Below are 21,662 nucleotides of genomic sequence, written 5' to 3'. Positions count from 1 at the left end.
ATTTACTTTTAGCCATAATAAAAACTCCCCCAAAGGAAAACAGATTTTTTATTTCATCTGTCTACCTTTAGGGGAGCATATCATTAGAACAATGCCTTTTACTCTTCATCTGATGGGCCTTCTTCATTATTCTCAGAGGAGATAACTTTCTTTACTTCAATATATAGGATATGTTGACCATCAATTTCCTTGATTTTGAAAACATAACCATCTTCTAGAATTTCATCATTGATTTGTACATCGTACTTATGTGTTAGGAACCATCCACCAATAGTATCGACATCCTCTTCTAACAAATCGGTTCCTAGTAAGTCGTTTACATCTCCTATTAAAACTTTTGCATCAAAGATATAATGATGATCGGCAATTTTTCTGATATCAGGGAGTTCGTCTTTATCGAATTCATCACGGATATCACCAACAATCTCTTCGATGATGTCCTCTACAGTAACAAGACCTGCTGTTCCTCCGTACTCATCAAATAAAATTGCCAAATGAGCGTGGTTTTTTTGAAGTTTTAGCAAAAGATCATGGATTGGAATGGTTTCAATCACTTGTACAACCGGATGAACAAAATCCGAAACTGGAATGTCCATTTTAAGGTCTGTTTGGATAATTGCAGTTAAGACTTCCTTCATATTAATCATTCCAACAATATTATCCTTATCGCCATCAGTCACTGGATATCGAGTATAGCGTTCTTCCAGTACAATGCTCATGATTTCTTGAATGGTGGATTCTAATGGAACTGTGACTACTTCTGTACGAGGAACCATAATTTCTTTTGCGATTCTTTCATCGAATTCAAAAATTTTATTAACGTATTTATACTCTGATTGGTTGATTTCCCCGCTTTTTAAGCTTTCAGATAGGATAATCCTTAATTCTTCTTCAGTATGTGCTAATTCATGTTCAGAAACCGGCTTTAGTCCAAATAAACCTGTAAACAACCTTGCTGAGCCATTTAATACCCAAATGAAAGGGAACATAATCCGATAAAACCAAATTAATGGTTTAGAGAAAAGGAGAGTAATCAGTTCAGCCTTTTGTATAGCTAATGTTTTAGGCGCCAATTCCCCTATGACTACGTGTAAAAACGTTATCGAAGCAAAAGCGATACCAAATGAAAGGATATGTGCAACAGAGTCATTTAAGTCAAAACGTCGAAACACTGGATGTAACAGGCTTTCTACCGTTGGTTCTCCAAGCCAACCTAACCCCAGTGCAGTAATCGTGATACCCAACTGACAAGCAGATAAATATTCATCTAAACCAGAAACGACTTTTCTTGCAGCAACTGAACCTTTAACGCCTTCTGCAACTAGTTGATCAATGCGAGATGAACGTATTTTTACAATGGCAAATTCTGATGCCACGAAAAAAGCGGTAAGAGCGATTAGTAATGCGACTAATAAAAGATTTATTATTTCCAATGAATTACCTTACATTTGTAAGGTGTCACCTCCTATATAGGAATCCATATTGTTATTCTTTATCAGAAGCATATAGAAAAGTCATGTTAAATTTTATAAATACAAAAAACTTTTTACATCTTTACCCAATGGATAATTACATAAAACAAAATCCTTTTTTCCTTAAAACGTTGACCTAAATTCTTTAAGAAAGTAGAATGTAGAGAGTTAAATAAAAGCCACCTAGGGTTCCGCAGTTTTCTGGTCTGGTCCAAGAGGAGGCGTACAGTATTATGTACTGTATACACGGAAGGATAAAAGCCTGGGAGATATCAAGTCACTGATATCTCCTGGGCTTTCACTGTTTTTATGGGCAACTTATTAAGACTAAAAATTTTAGGAGGAATCTAATATGGCGTGGATTTATTTGATAATTGCTGGAGTCTTTGAGGTAGTGTGGGCGATTGGCCTAAAATATACTAATGGATTTACTAAATTTTATCCAACCCTTATTACGATAGTGGGAATGATTATTAGTTTTTATTTTTTATCGATGGCGATCAAAACATTGCCTATAGGAACTGCATACGCTATTTGGACAGGAATAGGAGCAGCGGGAGCCGTTATCTTGGGAATCATTCTATTTGGAGAGCCTAAGTCGATTATACGGTTTTTCTTCCTGGCTTTAATCTTGGTGGGTATCATTGGATTAAAAGTAACATCAACAGTAAACCAATAATGAAAATTAAAAATGATAAAAGGAATCAAGCGAGCTTAATCTCGATTCCTTTTTTAGACAATTTGAATCGTCCTATTCACTAGGACGATTTTTTTAGGCTAGTTTAGCAACATTTTGATTCGTTTTCACAACAGCTTTCGGTTGTAGTGTCTTTGTTTTCTTCACAGCACTCTGAGTTTGTTTCTTCTTTTACTTCGATTATTTCAACACCACAGCAGTCTTTAGATTGTTTGCCGAAAAGTTTTTTGAACATTTTTCATTCCTCCTAAAATTTGTATGATTTATATGAAATAAAACAAAAACCCTGAAATAGTGGACATAGTGATGACTGAGGCAATAAATGCAGCAACCAGCTTCTTTTTGAAAATACTGTTTAACAATGTGATTTCAGGAAGGCTTGCGCCTGCTGAACTGATCATTAATGCCATCACTGGACCTAGTGCCATTCCCTTAGCAATCATGATTTGAGATATTGGAATCATTGTCGATAACCGTATATAAAGTGGGATTCCAATAATGGCTGCCACTGGAACTAGCCACCAGTTATCTCCGCTAAAATAAGTTGAGATGAATTGTTCTGGAACAGCACCATGAATAACTGCACCAATCGCAGCACCTATTAAAAGATAAGGATATACTGTCCTCATTAACGCTATTGTCTCTTCATATGCATCCCTCAGACTTGCCTTTTTCGGAATGCTGTCATAGTTTTTGACAATGACATTTTTAATTTGGTTCTGGAACCCAAACTTTTCCAATGTAAATCCAATTATTACAGATAAAACAGCTGTAATAATGGTGTAGAAAATGGCCACTTTTACTCCTAATACTGCTGCCATTAAAGTAATAATTGTAGGGTCAAGAACAGGTGAAGCAAATAAGAACACCATGACAATGGAAAAACGCACCTTTTGGTTGAGTAGGTTCACAACTACCGGTATGGTTGAGCAGGAACAAAAAGGTGTGACGAATGCGAAAAGCAAGGCAGCTAAAGCACTAATGAATGGTGGCTTAGTCTCCATGAAATTTCTCATTTTTTCATACGGAATGAACGCTTGTAAAAAGTGAATGAGGAATGAAATGAAGACAAACAAGACAGTAAGCTCTAAAGCGATAAATAAAAAGCTAGATAAAATCTCCTTAATCATAGTAAAACTCTCCTTTTATTTGCAATTTACAAGTAATAGTTTTGAAAGAAATCCTCCCAAAGGAAGGATAGGTATTTATTTTAAAATAGTGGCTTACAACATACAGATGATTTTGCCATAGCCGCATTTAATAACTGTAGGGATCTCTTCACAGTTTCTCTTTCGAACTCATTCATATGAGAAAATACTTCCTCCAAATATTGTTCCATTTGTGAATGAATGGTTCCAATTGCAAATTTCCCTTCAGTGGTCAATGACAAGGTATAAACTCTTCGATCTTGACTTGATTGGTTTTTCTGAACAAATCCCATTTTAATTAATGTTTGGATTTGTCTGCTGAAAGTGGTAATGTCGGTTGCAAGTGTATCTGCGATCTCTTGCATCGAGGGATTGTTCCTTTTTGCAATTTCAGACAGAATGATACTTTGTGATGACCCGATATTAAAAGGGCCTATAGAGCAGCAATTTTTATTAAGGAGTCCTAGTCTTTTTGCAGTCGTTTCAAGTGTGTCTCTAAGTTCTTCCAATTTTTCCACCTCACCATTTGATTATATGTTTCATATTTGCAAAATGCAACTATTAAATGATGAAATTTAAAAATATGTCAAAATAGTACAAAATTCTCATTTTCAGCAGGGAAAGACCTAGGACTTATAGAATAGTTGGAATTAGTGCTTTTAATAAGTCAGGAGGCGAAGAACTTTGGAAAACAACTTAAAAGTCTTAATCTGTGATGATTCAGTTTTAATTCGTAAGAAGCTTAGAGCTTCTTTAGAGAAATGCAAGGTTAAAGAAATTTTGGAAGCAGAAAACGGGGCTGTTGCTGTTGAACTTGTAAAACAGCATCAGCCGAATTTAGTATTTATGGATATCGTTATGCCTGATAAAGATGGTTTGGAAGCTTTGGAAGAAATTAAAAATATTGATACATCAATAAGAGTTGTGATGGCGAGCTCAGCTGGTACTCAAGGTCATCTGAAAAAGGCATTAGAACTTGGTGCTTTTGACTTTATTCAAAAACCGGTCACATTGGAATCAGTGACTTCGATAGTAGAGAAGGTTTTGACTGAAGCAAAGGAGGAAAACATCCATGTTTAGTCAGTTCTTTGGTCACTATTTATTAAACCATGGACTTATCAGTGGTGAGCAATTAAAAGAGGCTTTACATTTAATGCAGTCGACTCATGTAAAGCTTGGAGTTCTTGCAGTAAATGAAGGTTTATTAACAGGAGCTCAAGTCATTGAAATTCATGAAAAGCAGAAGTTAGTGGATCAACGCTTTGGGGAGATTGCTGTAGTTTTAGGATATTTAAAGGATGAGCAAGTAGAATATCTCCTTTCAGCCCAAAAGCACCAACATCTACAATTAGCACAAGCATTGGTGGACCAAGAATTTTTGAGCATTGAGGAATTTTCTTTAGCCCTTGATTCGTATAAAAAAGAATATGGATTAACTGAAGAAAAGTTCGATAGTATTAAAAATGGTGATATTGAAACCCTAGTAGAGACTTTAATACCTTCAAGTGATGAAAAGAAAAAAGGTTCCTTTATTTCATATCTTTCTTTATTCATAAAAAATATGGTCCGTTTTATAGATGATACCGTGTATGTAGACATTCATCCCTTAAATGGAAAATTAGAAGCTTCTCATTTTGTTTCACAAGAAATAATTGGTGATTCATCCTTATTCACTGCTATAGGAGCGGATCATGAAGTTTTTCTTAAACTTGCTTCTATTTATGCAGAAGAACAGCTTGAAGAAGTGGATGAATTAACAAAAGCATCTGTTAGTGAATTTTTGAACCTTCATAACGGAATATACCTTGTGAATATGTCTAATGAAGGGACAGAGCTAGAAATGAAGCCACAACGATATCAAGAGAATGTCGAGATAGAGTTACTTGCATCAGGCTATTATGTACAAGTCCTAACATCATTCGGCCCATTCTTTATGGTTTTGAGTGATCATCCAGAAGAGATGAATTTACTACGGCAGCTAACGCTCATTGAAAGTTTATAAGAATAAAAGTCAGCCTGTTTTTTCGTCCAGGCTGACTTTTTCTATTCCATTTCTTTTGCTTCGCTAGTTGATGTGTCCTTTGTTCTTTCCTTTTCACGTTCTTCTTTCTTTTCAGTATTAATTTCCTCTAAAGGGAGATCGTCAATCGGCATTATGACTTGATCCCTTTCTTTTTGCTCGTGCCAATTTTTTTTAAATGCCTTTGACCGATTATTTCTTTCCTCAAGGATTCTATCTTTTTCTGTCATACCGTATTCCTCCCTTCCTTTGTTTGTGGGTTAATTCCCTTATTGGAGTAATGACAAACATAGGTATTCATGGATGGGTTAAAGATATACGAAAAGGGGTAAACCAAAAGCAAACGGTTAATTGGAAGGAGACAGCGTAAATGGAGCTTTTGTTTATGCTTCTTTATTTTGTGATAATTGCTTTAGTTATAGAGTTTTCTGTCTCTATTTTTAATATGACAGGTTTAGACAGTAAAGTGGCACGCTTTCAAGTCATCTCAATGTTAACAGGAACAGGGTTTACAACAGAAGAATCGAACTCTATCATCGACCATCCAGTAAGAAGGAAAATTGGTACCTTTCTAATACTATTTGGTGCTTTTTCTTTAGCTGTTATCATCTCATCCATAAGCAACATGCTGGCAAATAATTTAAGAATCTTAGAACTGACCTTTTCCATTTCCGTGTTATTAGTGTTAGTCATTTTATCAAGAATCCCAAGGATAAAAGAGCATTTTACTGCTAAATTGCATACTGAAATGGAGGAGCATTATGATATTTGGGAACATCCTATTAAAGAGGTTTTATTCCTAGACGAAGATGATTTAATTACAGAGGTGATCATCACAGAGGATTCACCCCTAATTGGACAAAAACCAAGAGATATATTAAAAAAGGAAGAAGATATAAATTTACTCTTTGTGAAGAGAGGAAAAATAAAAATTCGTAAAGATCTTGAGACTGAGATTCTTCAAGAAGGTGATCAGCTATTTCTATATGGCAATCAAAAAGAAATTGAAAAGAAGTTCGAAAGAGAACTCGAGCATATGAACAAAGGGTAGTCCATATAATGTAGGACTACCCTTTGTTTTTAATTAATTGAAAGTTTTAAGATGTATTGGTTAAACTCGAGCTTTGAAAATTCTATTTGTAGAAAAATATCAATTGCTTTTTCATGTAGAAGGATTATAATTTCTTCATCACTTAGTAGGAAATAAAACCTTTAGTAGGAATAGGTGATAATCATGCTGACGAAGATTGAAGCGTTTATTTTAGGTTTAATCCAAGGGTTGACAGAATTTTTACCAATTAGTAGTACAGGGCACTTGTACATAGGAAGGAATTTATACGGTCTTAATGAGGCTGGTCTACTGTTGGATACAATGCTCCACATAGGGACATTACTAGCGGTGCTTGTTTTTTATAAGGATGAGTTCCTCAAGATTATAAAAAATCCCTTTGGAAAACTGACAGGCCTATTAGTTATTGGGACCATTCCAGCAGTTATCTTCGGATTTGCATTTAAAGATTATTTTGAGGAAATTTCAAAAACCGGGGTTACAATCGGATGGGAATTCTTGATTACAGGTATCTTTTTATGGTTTGCGGAAACCATTAAAAAGGGTAGTAAAAAAATGGGAGATATTACTTATGGGGATGCACTTTTCATAGGCACATTCCAGGCAGCAGCTATTTTTCCAGCTATCTCTCGATCTGGCTTTACCATTGTCGCAGCGTTAATGAGAAAACTCGATCGTGAAACTGCCGCATATTTCTCTTTTCTTCTCTCAACCCCTGCGATTGTTGGAGCAATTGTTCTTCAATCGCTTGACTTAATGGAGGGACAAGGAGAGCAGATTCCTATTGGCTCTTTATTAGTAGGTATTATTGCTTCTGCGATTTTTGGGTATATTGCTGTTAAGTGGATGATTAATTTCTTAAAGAACCATTCATTAAAGGCTTTTGCTGTTTATGTTTGGATTTTAGGAATTTTCATTTTAGCCATGCAGTTTACTAATCGCTTCTAAACAATATTGTTCGTTCAGCAAAAGAAAGAAGGCGAAAGTGTTGAAGTGGAGAACCATTAATTTATCACCTCCTCAACTATTAATTCTGTTATTTTTAATATTTCAATTATTAGGGACTGGTTTATTGATGCTGCCTGTAGCAACTGTAGAGCCCATCCACTGGATTGATGCATTTTTTACGATTACTTCTGCGATGACAGTCACAGGACTCGTGGTATTTGATACTGGAACGATATATACAACATTCGGTGAAGTGATTATCATGCTTTGGATTCAACTTGGTGGCTTAGGAATCATGTCCTTTGCGGTCCTTGTTTTTATCATGCTAGGGAAAAAAATTGGTTTCAAAGAAAGGATTCTAATTCAGCAATCCTTGAATCAAACCTCACTTGGTGGAGTAATCCTGCTTGTGAAAAGGTTATTCTTGTTTTCCTTTATTATTGAAGGAATCGCCATGGCTTGTTTAGCTACTCGTTGGGTCCCAGAATTTGGGTGGGGGAAGGGGCTATACTTTAGCCTTTTCCATTCTATTTCAGCCTTTAATAACGCAGGCTTCGGACTTCTTCCAGATAATATGATGCGATACGTTGGAGATCCAGTGATAAACATTGTTATTACATTTCTGTTTATTGTTGGTGGAATAGGCTTTACAGTATTAGTGGATATGTGGGTAAAACCAAGCTTTCGAAAGCTGTCACTTCACTCTAAGCTCATGATTATAGGGACATTAGTTCTCAATTCAGTTGCGATGATTATCATTTTCCTTCTTGAAAAGGACAACCCTGGTACAATGGGGAAATTAAGCGGTATGGAGAAGTTTTGGGCCTCTTATTTTCAAGCAGTGAGTCCCCGTACAGCAGGCTTCAATTCTATTGATTTAGTTCAATTAAAAGACCCTACAGCCTTTTTTATGATGCTGTTGATGTTTGTTGGTGCTGGTAGTGCTTCAACTGGTGGAGGAATTAAACTGACAACTTTTCTTGTTATTATCTTTGCTGTCATTATGCATCTTCAAGGAAAAAACAAAATGGTGATACGGAAAAGGACAATTGATATTAGTGTTGTTTACAAATCACTTTCTATAGCGACTATAAGTGTTTTGTTTGTTTTCCTATCCATTTTCATCTTATCCATTACAGAAAAGGCGGATTTTGTTACAATAATATTTGAAGTCATCTCTGCATTTGGAACGGTAGGATTGTCAATGGGATTAACCTATGAGCTGACATGGATTGGTAAGATTGTTATCATCTTTACCATGTTCCTCGGAAAAGTTGGTCCATTAACATTAGCTTTCACTTTAGCCAAGCCAAAAACGGAGAAGGTGGGTTACCCTACAGAAGATATTCTGGCAGGGTAATAGTAAAGAGTGTAGGGGGCAACCATGTTACTGCGTTGGCTTATTCGTATATTGGTAGTTATAACTTTATTGTGGCTGCTACCTTATGCATGGACATTAATTTTAGCCATGATTACAGCTATTTTACTGGATGGTCTTGTTTCCTTCTTCCAGAATAAATTGAAATGGAAAAGGGTAACTTCAGTAATAGTGAGTTTTTTAATTTATATTGGTGGTTTAGTAGGATTAGGTTATATATTTGTCTCGGTTATTATTCAGCAAATCATAACACTATCTGAAAAGTTCCCTGGATTTGTGAAAGAGATATTTTATTCGGTGATTTTGCCTTCCATCCGAAAGTGGGAAAACTATGCACAAACCTTACCAAAGGATGTTATCCTCTCAGTTGAGGATATGATGGAGAAAGGAATTCAATCCTTAGAGGCCTTCTTCCGTTCATTAATTGAATCAATCGTTCAATTAGCTGCGATATTACCAGGTTTCTTTATCGAATTCTTAATCTACCTAATCGCTTTGTTCCTGTTCAGTCTTGAATTACCAGTCATTAAACGAAGTATCAAAAGCATTTTTCAGGAAAAAACGTACGAAAAGGTTTCTTTTGTGTATAGTGAATTGATGATGGCAGGTTGGGGGTTTGTGAAAGCTCAGATTATTTTGAGTTTAATTACGTTTTTCATGGCATACTCTGGCTTACTCATTTTAAAAGTTCCTTACACATTACTATTATCAATTCTTATAGTTATCGTTGATATCTTACCAATTCTAGGGACAGGTTCGGTCCTCGTTCCATGGGCTGTAATTGTAATTCTACAAGGGAATCAAAATCTTGGGATCGGATTGATTGCGTTATTCTTCATCATCACTGTTGTACGTAGAATTGTAGAGCCGAAGATATACTCAGCAAATATGGGAGTTAGTCCCTTGGCTGCATTAATCAGTCTCTACCTTGGATTTAAAGTACTTGGGTTTGCTGGGTTATTTATTGGACCTGCCCTAGTCATAGTATATGAGGCATTAAAAAAAGCAGGAGTCATAAAAATTAAAACAGTCATATAATAAAAGTGTTCCGGAAAAGTAGAATATCCGGAACACTTTTTTATTTATCTCTCTTTATTCTTACATATTTAACGTAATTCCCATCCATTTCTTGAATCGTGAATGTATATCCTTGATCTTCTATTGTGTCTCCTAGTTCAATTTCATACTTTTGTGATAGAATCCAACCTCCAAGAGTATCAACATCTTCACTATATATATCTGTTTTTAATAGAGAATTTAACTCACTCAATAAGTATTTGGAATCGACAATATAGTGATTCTTTGCAATTTTTCTTACACTCGGTATTTCATCATGATCAAATTCATCTCGTATTTCTCCAACGATTTCTTCTAGTATATCTTCCATTGTGATGAGGCCTGCAGTACCACCATATTCATCGAATAGGATGGCCATGTACATCTGTTCTTTTTGCATCTTCGCCAATAATTGTTGAACAGGGGTGGTTTCTATTGCCATAATAACTGGATGAATATATCTTACAATAGAGGATGCTTTAACAGCTTCTTTGTTTTTTATATACTCTGTAGTCAACTCCTTCATGTTAATGAATCCAATGATATTATCTTTATCTCCATCCAGGACTGGATACCGTGTGTATTGTTCTATTAATAGGGTATCTAGAACTTCATCCCAATTAGAGTCTTTTGATAACCCTACTATTTCCGTTCTTGGAACCATGATTTCTCGAGCAAGACGGTTATCAAATTCGAAAATTCTATCTACATATTTATATTCATTCTGATTAATTTCTCCTTTTTCATAGGCTTGTGAAAGAATGATACGTAGTTCTTCTTCAGAATGAGCGAGGTCGTGCTCAGATGCGGGCTTAATACCGAAAATTCCAGTCACAAGTCTTGCAGAACCATTAAGTAGCTTAATGAAAGGAAACATAATTCGGTAAAACCACATTATAGGTCTTGAAAATAAAAGTGTAATCTTTTCTGTTTTTTGAATAGCCAAAGTTTTTGGCGCCAACTCACCAACTACTACATGAAGGAATGTAATGGATACGAAGGCAAGAATAAAAGAAACGATGTGAGTGATAGATTCATTAATATCCAATCTTATAAATACAGGATGCAATAATTTCTCAACGGTGGGCTCTCCTAACCAACCAAGCCCTAGAGAAGTAATAGTTATCCCTAATTGACAAGCAGATAAATATTCATCAAGATGCGAAATTACATGTTTGGCTGCTTTGGCATTTCTATTTCCTTCTGCAACCAGTTGATCGATCCGGGTACTACGCATTTTTACAACAGCAAATTCAGTGGCTACAAAAAAGGCAGTCATTGCAATTAATAAAACAATAAGAAACAGATTGATTAACTCCATCTAAATAGGTCCATAACATGTAGTAAAGTGATATGGAATCCTTTACACCTCCTATAGAATCTTTTCTTACTCTCTAACCTATAACGGAAGTTTTGAAACCTAAGAAAGATTGTTGAAGGTAGCTAGAAAAAAGGAGAGATCGTATGAAATTTCTGAAAGTGAATTTCTTAATATAGAAAAAAAAGAAACCCAGCCATTAGGACAAGGTTTCTGCAAATAATTAATAGGTTTTAATTCATGTATTGACTTGCTTCTCTAGAAATAGTGGATACTTTTCTACCTTTACCGTTGCAAGTAAAACATTGTTTTGAGAAAAATTGTAGAAAAGGGACCTTACCTTTTCCTTTACAGTCCTGACAAATTTCAATATATTTCAAGATCGCCACACCTTTCAAAGTCGCTTTGTTTTAGTATTTCCGCTAAGAAAGGATTCATGCAATATGTACGTATTTAGTTGTATTGTAAATCTTGTTTTTAAATGGATGTAAAATTAATGGACAAGCAAAAACCCGGTATGATTTTACCGGGTTTTTGCTGATGGGTTATTTAATGAAACCTATGAAACAATCTCTGTCGTTTCTTTTACAAGTATAGGGGTTTCTTCTTCCAAGGCTAGATAGTTGGATTCATTTTTTTTGAGAACTTCTACATAACGTATGTGATGTTCTTCCATTTCTTTTATGATAAAAGAATAGGTGCCAAATTCTAATGTGTCACCTTGCTTTGCTTCATAGTTTTCAGTCAAGATCCATCCACCGATTGTATCGATGTCTTCATCGTCAATATCTGTTCCTAATAGGTCGTTGACTTGACTGATAAGAACTTTAGCATCGAATAGATAGTGGTTATCAGCCAATTTGCGTACCTCTGCAACTTCGTCAAGATCAAATTCATCACGAATTTCCCCAACGATTTCTTCTAGTATATCTTCAACCGTTACAAGTCCAGAGGTTCCACCATACTCATCCATTAGAATAGCCATATGAATTCTCTCTTTTTGCATCTTAAGCAATAAATCATGAATTGGCACTGTATCAATAATTCGTATGATAGGACGAATATAAGGCTCGATTGGTTGTGAATTAAAGGATTGGTTTGTAAGCATGTCAGTGAATAATTCCTTTACATTGATCATGCCCACTACATGGTCTTTATCCCCATCAATGATTGGATAACGTGTAAACTTTTCCTCCTTAAGGACAGTAAAGAAAGTTTCCATCGTATCTTCTTTCGATAGTGTCACGATTTCAGTACGAGGTACCATGATTTCTTTTGCAATACGATCATCGAATTCAAATATTTTATTTACATATTTGAATTCGGATTGGTTAATTTCACCACTTTTATAACTCTCTGACAGGATAATTCGCAGCTCTTCTTCAGAATGGGCGATTTCATGCTCAGAAGCAGGCTTTAACCCAAACATTCTTGTCACAACTCTAGCTGATCCGTTTAATACGAAAATAAAAGGATACATGATTTTATAGAAAATCATTAATGGCTTAGCAGTCAAAAGACTTACAGTTTCAGCTTTTTGAATAGCAAGAGTTTTTGGTGCTAATTCACCAACCACTACGTGAAGGAATGTAATGAAAGCGAAAGCGATTGCAAATGTTAGAACATGTGAAACGGATTCAGGAATGTCTAAATTATTGAATAGTGGTCTAAGCATTCTTTCTACGGTAGGCTCACCTAGCCATCCTAAGCCTAATGCTGTGATAGTAATACCTAGTTGACAAGCAGATAAATACTCATCCAATTGTGTAGTTACGATTCTAGCTGACGTTGCACCAGAACGACCTTCTTCAATTAACTGATCAATCCTTGAAGACCTAATTTTCACAATGGCAAATTCTGCAGCTACGAAAAATGCCGTAAAAGCAATTAAAATGGCCACAATAACCAAGTTTAATATGTCCAAATAGCTTCCTTATCCCGCACGTTTACGAGAAAGGAGTCACCTCCTGAGGGTTTAAAATCTTATTTGTTTTTTTATTTATATATAAACGTTTCTTTACAGCCCCACTTACATCACCTCTACAAGATTGTAAGATAAAGATAATTATAGAAAATCTTAAACTTTCAGTCAAACGCAACAACCGTGTTCATGGCTATGTTTACATTATATATATGGATGAATTTTCATGATTATTAAAGGTTTTTCATACTATGAGGAGGAATTTATATTAGGGAGAAAATTTTTCCTGGAAGATAGTTGGTAGATGTATAGGAAATACCTATTTTACTTATGACCTTAACTTAACAAAAACTTCACTCTTTCTTCACATTTTATGCTTAGAATGTATACAACGATTGAGAAACAGGAGAGCAAAAATGGAAAAATCTTTGTTACTATTTATGTTACTTTTAATCTTTTTGACTGGGTGTACTCTTAATAATGGGAAAAATGATATTAATCAGAAAGAAGAAGGTACAGTTGCTGAGCCATTAATTGCGGATATGCAAATTCCAGATCAGGCAAAAACAGGTGAGACAACAACAATTGCCGTTGTAGTTTCTCAAAATGATAAGCTAGTAGATGCAACTGATGTAGTCTTCGAAATAATGAAAGATGGAGAAAATACAAAGCAAATGATAGAAGCAACAAAAAGCAAACAGGGGACATATGAAATGAATCATATCTTCCAAGCTTCAGGTACTTTTCGAATTACTGCACATGTCACTGCCTCTAATATGCATACTATGCCAGAAGATAAAATAACAATTGTACAATCAGAGAAGACTATTTCTTCAGAAATTAGTTCTAATTCAGAGCACCATCATTCACATGTGAAGTTCGATTTCAATCAAGAAGGAATATATAAATTAGGAGTTAACGAGCTCTCGGTTTCTATTACAAATGACCATCTTCCTTTGGACAAAGCAGATGTTCAATTTGAAGTTTGGATGCATGATGAAGATAAACATGAGTATTTACGTGCAAAGGAAATAAGTCCAGGTTCTTATATAGCAGATGTAAGTTTTGGGGAAACGGGTATTTATCAAATACAAATTCATGTTGTAAAAGATGAAATTCATGATCATAACTCCTATAAAATAAATATTCAAAATTAATGGGGAATTAAGGTTTAATATATTTATAAGCTGGGAATTAAGTGAGTATCAAGTGAAACGAATACCATAATACAAGAGCTTGGGGGATGGAAGCATGGTTAGTGATATCATTTCAAAGTTTCAAAATAAAGGTATTAAAATTGAAAAGACTAAATCTCGTCGAGAGGTTTTTCAACGTGTTTTCCAAACCGATCCTGCTCAAGTCGTTTCAAAGATAAATGAAGCTTGTTCAAATAAGCTGGGAAGTAATACGATTAACTTAAGTAAAGTTTAACCCCCCTTTTATATATTTTTTGAGGACACCCCGTTTGGTTTGTCCTTTTTTGTTGTTCTTGCTCTCGGAGTTCTTGTGTATAATAAATACGGGATTGTACATATGAGAACAATGAAGGAGCACTATATGAAGGATATTATTTTAAACATATTAATGTTTTTATCTGATTTAGGATACTTAGGAATAGCAATTGGACTTATGATAGAGATTATCCCTAGTGAAATTGTTCTTGGTTATGGTGGATTTATGATATCCACTGGAAAAATTGGTTTTGTTGGAGCCATAATTGCAGGAACTTTTGGTGGAACGTTTGCTCAGTTATTTCTTTATTGGGCTGGATATTTCGGAGGGAGACCATTTTTGGAGAAGTACGGAAAGTACGTGCTAATCCAGAAAAAACATATTGATGTTTCAGAGCAGTGGTTTGAAAAATATGGTGCGGGTGTAATATTCACCGCCCGCTTTTTCCCTGTAGTCAGACATGCCATATCGATTCCAGCAGGAATAGCCAGAATGTCAGCATGGAAATTTACCATCTATACGGTTGCTGCAATCATTCCATGGACGATTTTTTTCCTTTATCTTGGGATGGTTTTAGGAGAAAATTGGTCAACCATTAAAGAAGTTGCGGCACCTTACATATTGCCATTAGTAGGGATTGCGATGTTGATTGCAGGGTTATATTTCATATGGAAGAAGAAAAAAACACCGCCAATAGTGACGGTTAAAAAGTTTAATGGAAACGAAAAGTGATATCGCTTTTCGTTTTTTTAATTTAATCTTCTCAAAGAAAAGATATAATTTTACCTATTTAAGAGAAAACTAAAGCATCTAAAAAGATGTTGATGAGGTTTATTGAGATGTACAAAAGGGTATATTTTTGTGGATAGTTTTTTCGATTAAAAAGAAGAGGATTTTGGAAGAAGGGTGATGAGATGAGGCTTACAACGAAAATCGTTATTGGTTTAATTGCAGGGGCAATTACAGGTTTACTTCTAAATTTATTTGCACCTGATGCGTTTGTATATTTGGACAAATATTTATTCGTACCAATTGGAAAGATCTTCATAAACTTAATCACTATGTTGGTGGTTCCGATTGTATTGTTTTCAATAATCTTAGGTACAGCTGGTTTGGGTGACCCAAAAAAGTTAGGTAGAATCGGGTTGAAAACAATTTTATATTTCTTAGTGACCACATGTATTGCTATTATAATTGGTTTAATATTGGCGACAGTCATTTCTCCAGGCACAAAAGGGGACTTTAACACAGAGGCAGCTGAATTCTCCGCAGAAAAAGCACCACCTGTCAGTGATACGTTACTAAATATTATTCCTAAGAACCCATTCTTAGCATTATCAGAAGGGAATATGTTACAAATCATAGCTTTTGCGGTTCTGATTGGATTTGCATTAACTGCAATTGGTTCAAAAACAAAAGGAATATTAGATTTAGTCGATCAAGGCAATGAGATCATGATGTACTTAGTGAATTTAGTGATGAGGTTAGCTCCTTATGGGACGTTTGGATTGATTGCAACGGCTGTAGGAAGCCAAGGAATTGAAGCTATTAAAGCGATGAGTGTTTATATGTTAGTTGTAGTAGCAGCACTCATTATCCACGGCATTCTTACTTATGGTGGATCTGTTGCATTTTTGGCAAGAAAAAATCCAATATGGTTTTTTAAAGGATTTGCACCGGCCATGGGAGTGGCATTTAGTACATCTAGTAGTAATGCAACCCTACCTGTGTCGATGGAAACAGCACAACAAAATCTTGGAGTTCGAGAATCCATCTCAAGTTTTGTACAGCCATTAGGGGCAACGATAAATATGGATGGTACTGCTATTATGCAAGGGGTAGCAACCATTTTTATTGCACAAGTTTATGGGGTAGATTTATCTCTAGGCGAGCTAGTAACCGTTGTGTTGACAGCTGTGTTAGCTAGTATTGGAACTGCTGGGGTGCCGGGAGTTGGTCTGATCATGCTAGCGATGGTACTTTCATCTGTACAACTTCCGGTTGAGGGGATCGGTTTAATACTTGGTATTGACCGACTATTAGATATGGCAAGAACAGCTGTAAATATAACTGGAGATGCTGCTTGCGCAGTAATAGTTAACGAGCAAGAAACGAGAAGAAATATACGACTAGAAAATAAATAAGAATAATTTTTTCATTGTGGCCCTTGTAAAACTTCAAGGGCTTTTTATATTTAATTCCATTGCTTTCTCTGACTAATAGAACTATATTTTTTTCCACTTCCTTTGCATACGGGACACTTCCGTTTGATAATCCAAAAGGTAGTAACAAAACCTGTTCCTCTGCAGTTTAAGCAGATTTTTGCTACCTTCATATCCACTCCTCCCATCATAAAGGTCTACTTACAATATATGAATTTTCATCAGGAAGGATATCAATTTTATGAACATTATTGATAGGTAATGGGATAAAAGTAAGCAATAAAAAAGTCTTCCAGTTTTTTTCTGGAAGACTTTTTTATTGATGTACCGGTAAAGTAATTGTAAAGGTTGTCATTGCTTCTGATGAAGTACAAGTCAGTGTACCGGAATGTTTGGAGATAATTTCCTTACAAACGAAAAGTCCCAGTCCAGTACCTACCTTCTTTGAGGTATAAAATGGTTCAAAAATGACATTTATTTGTGACTTTGGAATTTCCGCTCCATTATTAGAAAGATTAATGATAAACTGCTGATTATCATTTTGAAAAGCATTTATCGTCAAGAGCGGTTGTTTTACACCACTTAGAGCGTCTAATGCATTTAAAATAATATTTAACAGCACTTGTCTAATTTCATCGGATAACCCTAACAATTGAACGTTAGGATCAACGTCCTGACGAATATGAACATTACTGTCAACAATACTTGGATACAAGAAATCAATGACTTCGTCAAACAAGTTTTTGAAAAGGAATACTTTCTTTTCTTTCTCCACACTTTCTTTTTTGGAAAGCATTAAGAATTGTGAAATTCGAAAGTTTAGTTGATCAACTTCATTCCCAATGATATCCAAATATTTTAAATCAGGATACTCGGATCTTAATAATTGGACAAAACCTTTAATTGAAGTAAGTGGGTTACGGACTTCGTGTACAAAACTAGATGTCATTTGTCCTAACAAGGTTAGTCGATCTTGATGAGTTTGGTTAATCACTTGATTCTGCTTAATGATTACAGAGTTTCTCAGTTCTGTATAATGACTTGCAGAATGATGTAGAAAATGGTCAAAACAATCATTCAAGATTTTAATATGATTTTGAATGTGAGGCTTGTATACATCCAGAGCAACAATTTTATTGAATACTAATGTTCGCCCAATACAAACATTATAGATAAAATCACCAATGTTGACATTGGCTTCAACACGTTCTGCAGCGATTTTAAAAGCAAGCAGTTTAATTTCATTCATATATTCTTCATGAGGGTCTCGTAGCATCTTGATAAATAGTTCGAACATGCTATGTCCATTAAGAGGAATTATTTCCTGTAAAGGGTCCTGTTGGGAGACAATAATTTTTTGATTCCATTCTTCTAATAATTCTTGTTTTTTATATACTAAAAAGTCTGCAACAGAATCCTTAATCTCTAGCATAGAATCCTCCAGAATTTTTCTACTCTTTCGTAGAACAATTTTAAATCCTACTGTCCGATATATAAATCTTAAATCCATTGTTTTATTCGGTAAAAAGAATAGGAAATCCTTCATGAAAATAAGAATTTCTTCAAAATTGATAAGGAAGTATGAAGGATATTCTGTTAGGAGAAACAAATTCCGACAAAAGATCTAAGGATTCGATAAAATATTATGATTCATTAAGAGACTTTAATCCGATGTTTGGGCATTGATGTTAATCCTTTTTACCCATATCAAAAGGCTCGATATGTAAAATGGCGTGTTGAATTTGATGGATTGTCGATAATCTCTCTTCAACGTGGTCAGTGATATCGTGGCTCTCTACTACATTTAAATCTTTATCCACTAATATAGTCGCTTCGAGTAAAATATCGTTACCATGCATTCTCGCCTTCACATCAGTTGTCATTTGGACACCATCTGTATTATCAATGGTCTTTTTAATATCTTGGAGCAACTGTTCATCAAAACCATCAGTCAATGTATGGGAAGCTTCAGAGAAAATTTCCCATGCTGTTTTACAAATAATGAAGCCAACCGAGAATGCAGCAGCAATATCAAGCCAATCAATGCCTATATAGGTACCTACAATTCCGACGAAAGCACCAATACTGACAAGAGCATCTGAACGATTATCTTGGGCTACTGCTAGTAAGGATGCATTTTTAGTTTTTCTGCTCAGCGTTAGGTTATAACGATATATCATGAACATAAATGCAGCTGCGATAAGAGCGACGACTGCAGTTAATAATTCAGGCTTTTCGGTTTCATTATTGAAGTAAGACATAAATGATTGATAAATAACCTGCAAACCAACGCTCATCATGATAAAAGCAGCCACTAATGAAGATATCGTCTGTGCTCTAGTATGACCATACCTATGGTTATGATCAGGTGGTTTGTTAGAAATTTTCAAGCCAATAAGGACAGCTACTGAAGCAATGATATCAGTTGTATTATTTAATCCATCTGCCCAAAGACCTTGGGATTGACCATAATATCCGGCAATCAGTTTAACGGCAGATAGGACCATATATGCGGCAATGCTAATCCAGGCTCCTTTTTGAGCCAAAGTTGTAGAGTTTTGTTCATTCATATTTATGTACCTCCATTCACATCATAGCCAACTTAAGATACCAAATGCAAGGTGAGTGGGTCTATAGAAAAAATGTGCCCTAATCCCATTAAAATTGGGAATTGTCATAGTTATTGGGGAAACAAAAAGAAGTTGGATAAGGTAAAAAAAGGGTAGAAGATTGATATTTTTATACATTACATAGTATAATAGTGTATGAAAATTATATAAGTTCCACAGGGGGAGCCTTTTGGCTGAGAGTGAACATAAAAGTTCTGACCCTATGAACCTGTTAGTTAATGCTAGCGTAGGGATGTGGTGATTGGATAAAGCGATGCCAGGCTACCAACACGTCCTTGTATCGTTTTTTTGTTGTTCAAAAATGATACATGGGGCAAGGATTTATCCACTTCCATGATCTTTCGACCTTACTTTAACGGGGCATTGGAGCTTTAAAAAAGAAAGGAAGATGGATGTTGCAAAACAAAACATTATTTTTAGTCGAGGTAGCTGTTTTCTCGGCACTGGCATTATTACTGGACCTAGTTTCAGGCTTTATTTTTTCTCGAATCTGGCCACAAGGTGGATCTGTATCTATCGCGATGGTCCCAGTCTTCCTAATGGCTTTTCGTTGGGGATGGAAGGGTGGAGCTTTGACGGGACTTCTGTTAGGTCTATTACAAATCATTTCAGGGCAAGCGTGGATTGGCCATCCAGTTCAAGGCTGCATTGATTACTTTTTAGCTTTTGCCGTTGTAGGTGCTGCTGGTATTTTTGCTAAGCAAATTCAAGAAAGTTTTCAGTCCGGTGATAAAGCAAAAGGCATTCGTCTAAGTGTCATAGGTATATTAATAGGGAGCTTCCTACGATTCCTTTGTCACTTTGTTTCTGGAATTGTCTTCTTCGGTTCAAGTGCACCTGAAGGTCAGCCAGTTGCGCTGTTTTCAATTATATACAACGGGACGTATATGCTACCAAGCTTTATCTTGTCAGCTTTAGTGATAAGCGTTCTGTATTCTTCTGCATCTAAAGTTTTAATGCGAAAAGCAGCTACTTTTTAATTAGAATCTAAGCTTATAGAAATCGATGATGAAGGGCAATCGAAGATATAATTGGAAATGATTCATCAAAAAAGGGTCAGAACTCACGACAATTTGTTGTGGAGTTCTGACCCTAAGTTATTTAGCTATTAATACACTACAGTTTGCATTTTTTGTGATTTTAGAGCTAGTACTACCAAGAAATAGCTTCTCCAACCCACTTTTTCCACTGTTGCCAACAATGATTAAATCCGCTCGATGGTGGTTGATATATTCATTTATACTAGAAGCTGCGTTTCCTTCCAGTACCTCAAATTGGTGGTGCATAATATTGTGACCTTGAATGAAGGTACTAACTTTTGATTTAGTTTGGGCAATGCTATTTTCTATAATACTGTGTGTACTTGCTTCATTACGATATTGGTTTAGTTCAGATGATACTGGAGTTACTTGTGTTGGATCGACAAACATCCCGTCTGGGGAATATGTCGTGAATCGTGGGGAAGGTGTCATCACGCCATTTTCAACAGTTTCTCGATAATTCTCGTGAAACACGTGAAGGATTGTCAATTTTGCTTCAGGGAACATTTTTGCCATGGACACTCCCCATTCCAATGCCTTCATTGATTCCTCATTATCATCAAAACCTACAATGATATGTTTGATATTCTGCGCCATTCTAACTAACCCCTTCCTAAATAATTCTCAGCTTTGGTACCCTTTACCCAAGTTTCATCGATTGAAATCTCGAAAATTTAAAATAATTCTAAAAAATAGTAAAAATGACCCCCTAAAGTTTTTGAAATCGATCGAATTTAATTAGTAGGAAAATAAAACTTAAAATATGTAGAATTTTCTAAAAATATATCGAATCATGACTAAAGTCTAATGTTATTTTGATTAATATTCTTTATGATAAGAAGAAAGAGGTGATGATTATGCTTCATAATCAACAAGATACAAGAAGACACCCGACCATTGATCGCTGTTTAAAACACCTTGAGATTTTAGGCACGGATGATAAAACGAAACAGATTGTTTACATGTATATGAAAAATCTTCATCAGGAACTTTTAAAGAAAGATGAATCTATACGACAAGGACAACCATTTCAATGATTGAAGAATGGAATCAGTCGCAAAAGAAATATAGGTATATTTAGGCCGCTTAGCATAAATGCATGAACCATAAAATAGGTTCATGTGTTAGTGAAGTAGGCCTTTTTGTATGCGCTTTAAGTAAGGATAAAGTGACAGTAAAGAAGTAAATTGACTTTTCGAATAAAGTTTAAGAGGAACTTCATTCGACAGCGCTAAGGATTGACGTTAGTCAAGTTTTGTAATCATAGTTCCATTGAATTTTTAATTCTTCCTAGGTGTAATATGTTGGGTTTCTGGGTATATGAAGAAGGAACTATTTACTATTACATATA

At 35.3% G+C, this 21,662-nt stretch carries 23 protein-coding genes and 2 riboswitches; of the genes, 13 read left to right on the top strand and 10 right to left on the bottom strand.

Going from position 1 to position 21,662, the window contains the following annotated elements; all coding sequences use genetic code 11:
- Positions 1 to 98 precede the first annotated feature (98 nt).
- Positions 99 to 1,433, bottom strand: coding sequence for a hemolysin family protein (locus DBX25_RS16990; protein WP_108671972.1), 1,335 nt, complete (start codon positions 1,431 to 1,433; stop codon positions 99 to 101).
- 211 nt (positions 1,434 to 1,644) lie between these two features.
- Positions 1,645 to 1,743: riboswitch (guanidine-I (ykkC/yxkD leader) on the top strand.
- A gap of 81 nt (positions 1,744 to 1,824) precedes the next feature.
- Between DBX25_RS16990 and sugE the strand changes: the two genes are divergently transcribed.
- Complete coding sequence (sugE, locus tag DBX25_RS16985) at positions 1,825 to 2,151, top strand: quaternary ammonium compound efflux SMR transporter SugE (protein ID WP_108671971.1); 327 nt, start codon at positions 1,825 to 1,827, stop codon at positions 2,149 to 2,151.
- Positions 2,152 to 2,254: 103 nt separating this feature from the next.
- Here sugE and DBX25_RS20875 read toward each other — a convergent pair whose 3' ends face one another.
- The 3 genes from DBX25_RS20875 to DBX25_RS16975 all read right to left on the bottom strand — a co-directional run bounded on the left by DBX25_RS20875 (position 2,255) and on the right by DBX25_RS16975 (position 3,826).
- Entirely contained in the window at positions 2,255 to 2,404 is a 150-nt protein-coding gene (locus DBX25_RS20875) for a hypothetical protein (RefSeq protein WP_170110141.1), read from the bottom strand.
- Positions 2,405 to 2,432: 28 nt separating this feature from the next.
- Positions 2,433 to 3,299 carry a permease gene (locus DBX25_RS16980; protein WP_108671970.1) on the bottom strand — a complete coding sequence of 289 codons (867 nt, stop codon included), beginning with the start codon at positions 3,297 to 3,299 and terminating at the stop codon, positions 2,433 to 2,435.
- Between the two features lie 80 nt (positions 3,300 to 3,379).
- Positions 3,380 to 3,826, bottom strand: a complete 447-nt coding sequence (locus DBX25_RS16975; protein WP_108671969.1) for a MarR family winged helix-turn-helix transcriptional regulator — start codon at positions 3,824 to 3,826, stop codon at positions 3,380 to 3,382.
- Positions 3,827 to 4,001: 175 nt separating this feature from the next.
- Here DBX25_RS16975 and DBX25_RS16970 point away from each other — a divergent pair, with 175 nt between their 5' ends.
- Positions 4,002 to 4,397, top strand: coding sequence for a response regulator (locus DBX25_RS16970; RefSeq protein ID WP_108671968.1), 396 nt, complete (start codon positions 4,002 to 4,004; stop codon positions 4,395 to 4,397).
- Positions 4,390 to 5,319 carry a cyclic di-GMP-binding domain-containing protein, MshE-related gene (locus DBX25_RS16965; RefSeq protein ID WP_108671967.1) on the top strand — a complete coding sequence of 310 codons (930 nt, stop codon included), beginning with the start codon at positions 4,390 to 4,392 and terminating at the stop codon, positions 5,317 to 5,319. Before DBX25_RS16970 ends, DBX25_RS16965 begins: the two co-directional genes overlap by 8 nt.
- A 41-nt stretch (positions 5,320 to 5,360) precedes the next feature.
- Here the strand turns inward: DBX25_RS16965 and DBX25_RS16960 are convergent, their stop codons facing one another.
- A complete protein-coding gene (locus tag DBX25_RS16960; RefSeq protein WP_108671966.1) occupies positions 5,361 to 5,567 on the bottom strand; it encodes a hypothetical protein in 207 nt (68 codons plus the stop codon).
- 140 nt (positions 5,568 to 5,707) lie between these two features.
- On the opposite strand from DBX25_RS16960, the gene DBX25_RS16955 reads away from it, so the two are divergent.
- The 4 genes from DBX25_RS16955 (at position 5,708) to ytvI (ending at position 9,770) form a co-directional block, all read left to right on the top strand.
- The gene (locus DBX25_RS16955; protein ID WP_108671965.1) at positions 5,708 to 6,388 is read left to right on the top strand and encodes a TrkA C-terminal domain-containing protein; all 681 of its coding nucleotides are present in this window, start codon (positions 5,708 to 5,710) and stop codon (positions 6,386 to 6,388) included.
- 186 nt (positions 6,389 to 6,574) lie between these two features.
- On the top strand, positions 6,575 to 7,354 hold the full coding sequence (locus DBX25_RS16950; protein WP_108671977.1) for an undecaprenyl-diphosphate phosphatase: 780 nt from the start codon (positions 6,575 to 6,577) through the stop codon (positions 7,352 to 7,354).
- Between the two features lie 40 nt (positions 7,355 to 7,394).
- The gene (locus tag DBX25_RS16945; RefSeq protein ID WP_108671964.1) at positions 7,395 to 8,714 is read left to right on the top strand and encodes a TrkH family potassium uptake protein; all 1,320 of its coding nucleotides are present in this window, start codon (positions 7,395 to 7,397) and stop codon (positions 8,712 to 8,714) included.
- A gap of 24 nt (positions 8,715 to 8,738) precedes the next feature.
- Positions 8,739 to 9,770 (top strand): sporulation integral membrane protein YtvI, encoded by a 1,032-nt coding sequence (gene ytvI / locus DBX25_RS16940; RefSeq protein ID WP_108671963.1) that lies wholly within the window; start codon positions 8,739 to 8,741, stop codon positions 9,768 to 9,770.
- A 40-nt stretch (positions 9,771 to 9,810) separates the two neighbouring features.
- On the opposite strand, the gene DBX25_RS16935 is transcribed toward ytvI, so the two are convergent.
- Entirely contained in the window at positions 9,811 to 11,109 is a 1,299-nt protein-coding gene (locus DBX25_RS16935; RefSeq protein ID WP_108671962.1) for a hemolysin family protein, read from the bottom strand.
- Between the two features lie 556 nt (positions 11,110 to 11,665).
- Positions 11,666 to 13,030 carry a hemolysin family protein gene (locus DBX25_RS16930; RefSeq protein ID WP_108671961.1) on the bottom strand — a complete coding sequence of 455 codons (1,365 nt, stop codon included), beginning with the start codon at positions 13,028 to 13,030 and terminating at the stop codon, positions 11,666 to 11,668.
- Between the two features lie 413 nt (positions 13,031 to 13,443).
- On the opposite strand from DBX25_RS16930, the gene DBX25_RS16925 reads away from it, so the two are divergent.
- From DBX25_RS16925 to DBX25_RS16910, 4 genes are all read left to right on the top strand, one after another.
- On the top strand, positions 13,444 to 14,184 hold the full coding sequence (locus tag DBX25_RS16925) for a FixH family protein (RefSeq protein WP_108671960.1): 741 nt from the start codon (positions 13,444 to 13,446) through the stop codon (positions 14,182 to 14,184).
- A 94-nt stretch (positions 14,185 to 14,278) separates the two neighbouring features.
- On the top strand, positions 14,279 to 14,458 hold the full coding sequence (locus tag DBX25_RS16920) for an Lmo0850 family protein (protein ID WP_108671959.1): 180 nt from the start codon (positions 14,279 to 14,281) through the stop codon (positions 14,456 to 14,458).
- A 126-nt stretch (positions 14,459 to 14,584) separates the two neighbouring features.
- Positions 14,585 to 15,211 (top strand): undecaprenyl phosphate transporter UptA, encoded by a 627-nt coding sequence (gene uptA / locus DBX25_RS16915; RefSeq protein WP_108671958.1) that lies wholly within the window; start codon positions 14,585 to 14,587, stop codon positions 15,209 to 15,211.
- 182 nt (positions 15,212 to 15,393) lie between these two features.
- Positions 15,394 to 16,623 carry a dicarboxylate/amino acid:cation symporter gene (locus tag DBX25_RS16910; RefSeq protein WP_108671957.1) on the top strand — a complete coding sequence of 410 codons (1,230 nt, stop codon included), beginning with the start codon at positions 15,394 to 15,396 and terminating at the stop codon, positions 16,621 to 16,623.
- A gap of 334 nt (positions 16,624 to 16,957) precedes the next feature.
- Here DBX25_RS16910 and DBX25_RS16905 read toward each other — a convergent pair whose 3' ends face one another.
- On the bottom strand, positions 16,958 to 18,073 hold the full coding sequence (locus DBX25_RS16905) for a histidine kinase N-terminal domain-containing protein (RefSeq protein ID WP_108671956.1): 1,116 nt from the start codon (positions 18,071 to 18,073) through the stop codon (positions 16,958 to 16,960).
- A 256-nt stretch (positions 18,074 to 18,329) separates the two neighbouring features.
- Positions 18,330 to 19,211, bottom strand: a complete 882-nt coding sequence (locus tag DBX25_RS16900; RefSeq protein ID WP_108671955.1) for a cation diffusion facilitator family transporter — start codon at positions 19,209 to 19,211, stop codon at positions 18,330 to 18,332.
- Positions 19,212 to 19,419: 208 nt separating this feature from the next.
- A riboswitch (TPP riboswitch) is annotated at positions 19,420 to 19,521 on the top strand.
- Between the two features lie 142 nt (positions 19,522 to 19,663).
- On the opposite strand from DBX25_RS16900, the gene thiT reads away from it, so the two are divergent.
- The gene (gene thiT, locus DBX25_RS16895; RefSeq protein ID WP_108671954.1) at positions 19,664 to 20,251 is read left to right on the top strand and encodes an energy-coupled thiamine transporter ThiT; all 588 of its coding nucleotides are present in this window, start codon (positions 19,664 to 19,666) and stop codon (positions 20,249 to 20,251) included.
- 117 nt (positions 20,252 to 20,368) lie between these two features.
- Here the strand turns inward: thiT and DBX25_RS16890 are convergent, their stop codons facing one another.
- Complete coding sequence (locus tag DBX25_RS16890) at positions 20,369 to 20,908, bottom strand: universal stress protein (protein WP_108671953.1); 540 nt, start codon at positions 20,906 to 20,908, stop codon at positions 20,369 to 20,371.
- Positions 20,909 to 21,168: 260 nt separating this feature from the next.
- On the opposite strand from DBX25_RS16890, the gene DBX25_RS16885 reads away from it, so the two are divergent.
- Complete coding sequence (locus DBX25_RS16885; RefSeq protein WP_108671952.1) at positions 21,169 to 21,348, top strand: hypothetical protein; 180 nt, start codon at positions 21,169 to 21,171, stop codon at positions 21,346 to 21,348.
- Positions 21,349 to 21,662: the final 314 nt, after the last annotated feature.

This window comes from Peribacillus acanthi (assembly GCF_003073175.1).
GTDB classification, from domain to species: Bacteria; Bacillota; Bacilli; order Bacillales; family DSM-1321; genus Bacillus_BN; species Bacillus_BN acanthi.
Note: the sequence above shows the minus strand (reverse complement) of the source record. Positions and strands in the feature narration are given on the sequence as shown.

Bases quoted from the DNA above. Each gene is read 5' to 3' on its own strand.
- DBX25_RS16980 (WP_108671970.1), bottom strand. From the start codon at position 3,299: ATGATTAAGGAGATTTTATCTAGCTTTTTATTTATCGCTTTAGAGCTT.
- DBX25_RS20875 (WP_170110141.1), bottom strand. From the start codon at position 2,404: ATGTTCAAAAAACTTTTCGGCAAACAATCTAAAGACTGCTGTGGTGTT.
- DBX25_RS16885 (WP_108671952.1), top strand. From the start codon at position 21,169: ATGCTTCATAATCAACAAGATACAAGAAGACACCCGACCATTGATCGC.
- DBX25_RS16905 (WP_108671956.1), bottom strand. From the start codon at position 18,073: ATGCTAGAGATTAAGGATTCTGTTGCAGACTTTTTAGTATATAAAAAA.
- sugE (WP_108671971.1), top strand. From the start codon at position 1,825: ATGGCGTGGATTTATTTGATAATTGCTGGAGTCTTTGAGGTAGTGTGG.
- thiT (WP_108671954.1), top strand. From the start codon at position 19,664: ATGTTGCAAAACAAAACATTATTTTTAGTCGAGGTAGCTGTTTTCTCG.
- DBX25_RS16910 (WP_108671957.1), top strand. From the start codon at position 15,394: ATGAGGCTTACAACGAAAATCGTTATTGGTTTAATTGCAGGGGCAATT.
- DBX25_RS16890 (WP_108671953.1), bottom strand. From the start codon at position 20,908: ATGGCGCAGAATATCAAACATATCATTGTAGGTTTTGATGATAATGAG.
- DBX25_RS16960 (WP_108671966.1), bottom strand. From the start codon at position 5,567: ATGACAGAAAAAGATAGAATCCTTGAGGAAAGAAATAATCGGTCAAAG.
- ytvI (WP_108671963.1), top strand. From the start codon at position 8,739: ATGTTACTGCGTTGGCTTATTCGTATATTGGTAGTTATAACTTTATTG.
- DBX25_RS16955 (WP_108671965.1), top strand. From the start codon at position 5,708: ATGGAGCTTTTGTTTATGCTTCTTTATTTTGTGATAATTGCTTTAGTT.
- DBX25_RS16920 (WP_108671959.1), top strand. From the start codon at position 14,279: ATGGTTAGTGATATCATTTCAAAGTTTCAAAATAAAGGTATTAAAATT.
- DBX25_RS16965 (WP_108671967.1), top strand. From the start codon at position 4,390: ATGTTTAGTCAGTTCTTTGGTCACTATTTATTAAACCATGGACTTATC.
- DBX25_RS16900 (WP_108671955.1), bottom strand. From the start codon at position 19,211: ATGAATGAACAAAACTCTACAACTTTGGCTCAAAAAGGAGCCTGGATT.
- DBX25_RS16935 (WP_108671962.1), bottom strand. From the start codon at position 11,109: ATGGAGTTAATCAATCTGTTTCTTATTGTTTTATTAATTGCAATGACT.
- DBX25_RS16925 (WP_108671960.1), top strand. From the start codon at position 13,444: ATGGAAAAATCTTTGTTACTATTTATGTTACTTTTAATCTTTTTGACT.
- uptA (WP_108671958.1), top strand. From the start codon at position 14,585: ATGAAGGATATTATTTTAAACATATTAATGTTTTTATCTGATTTAGGA.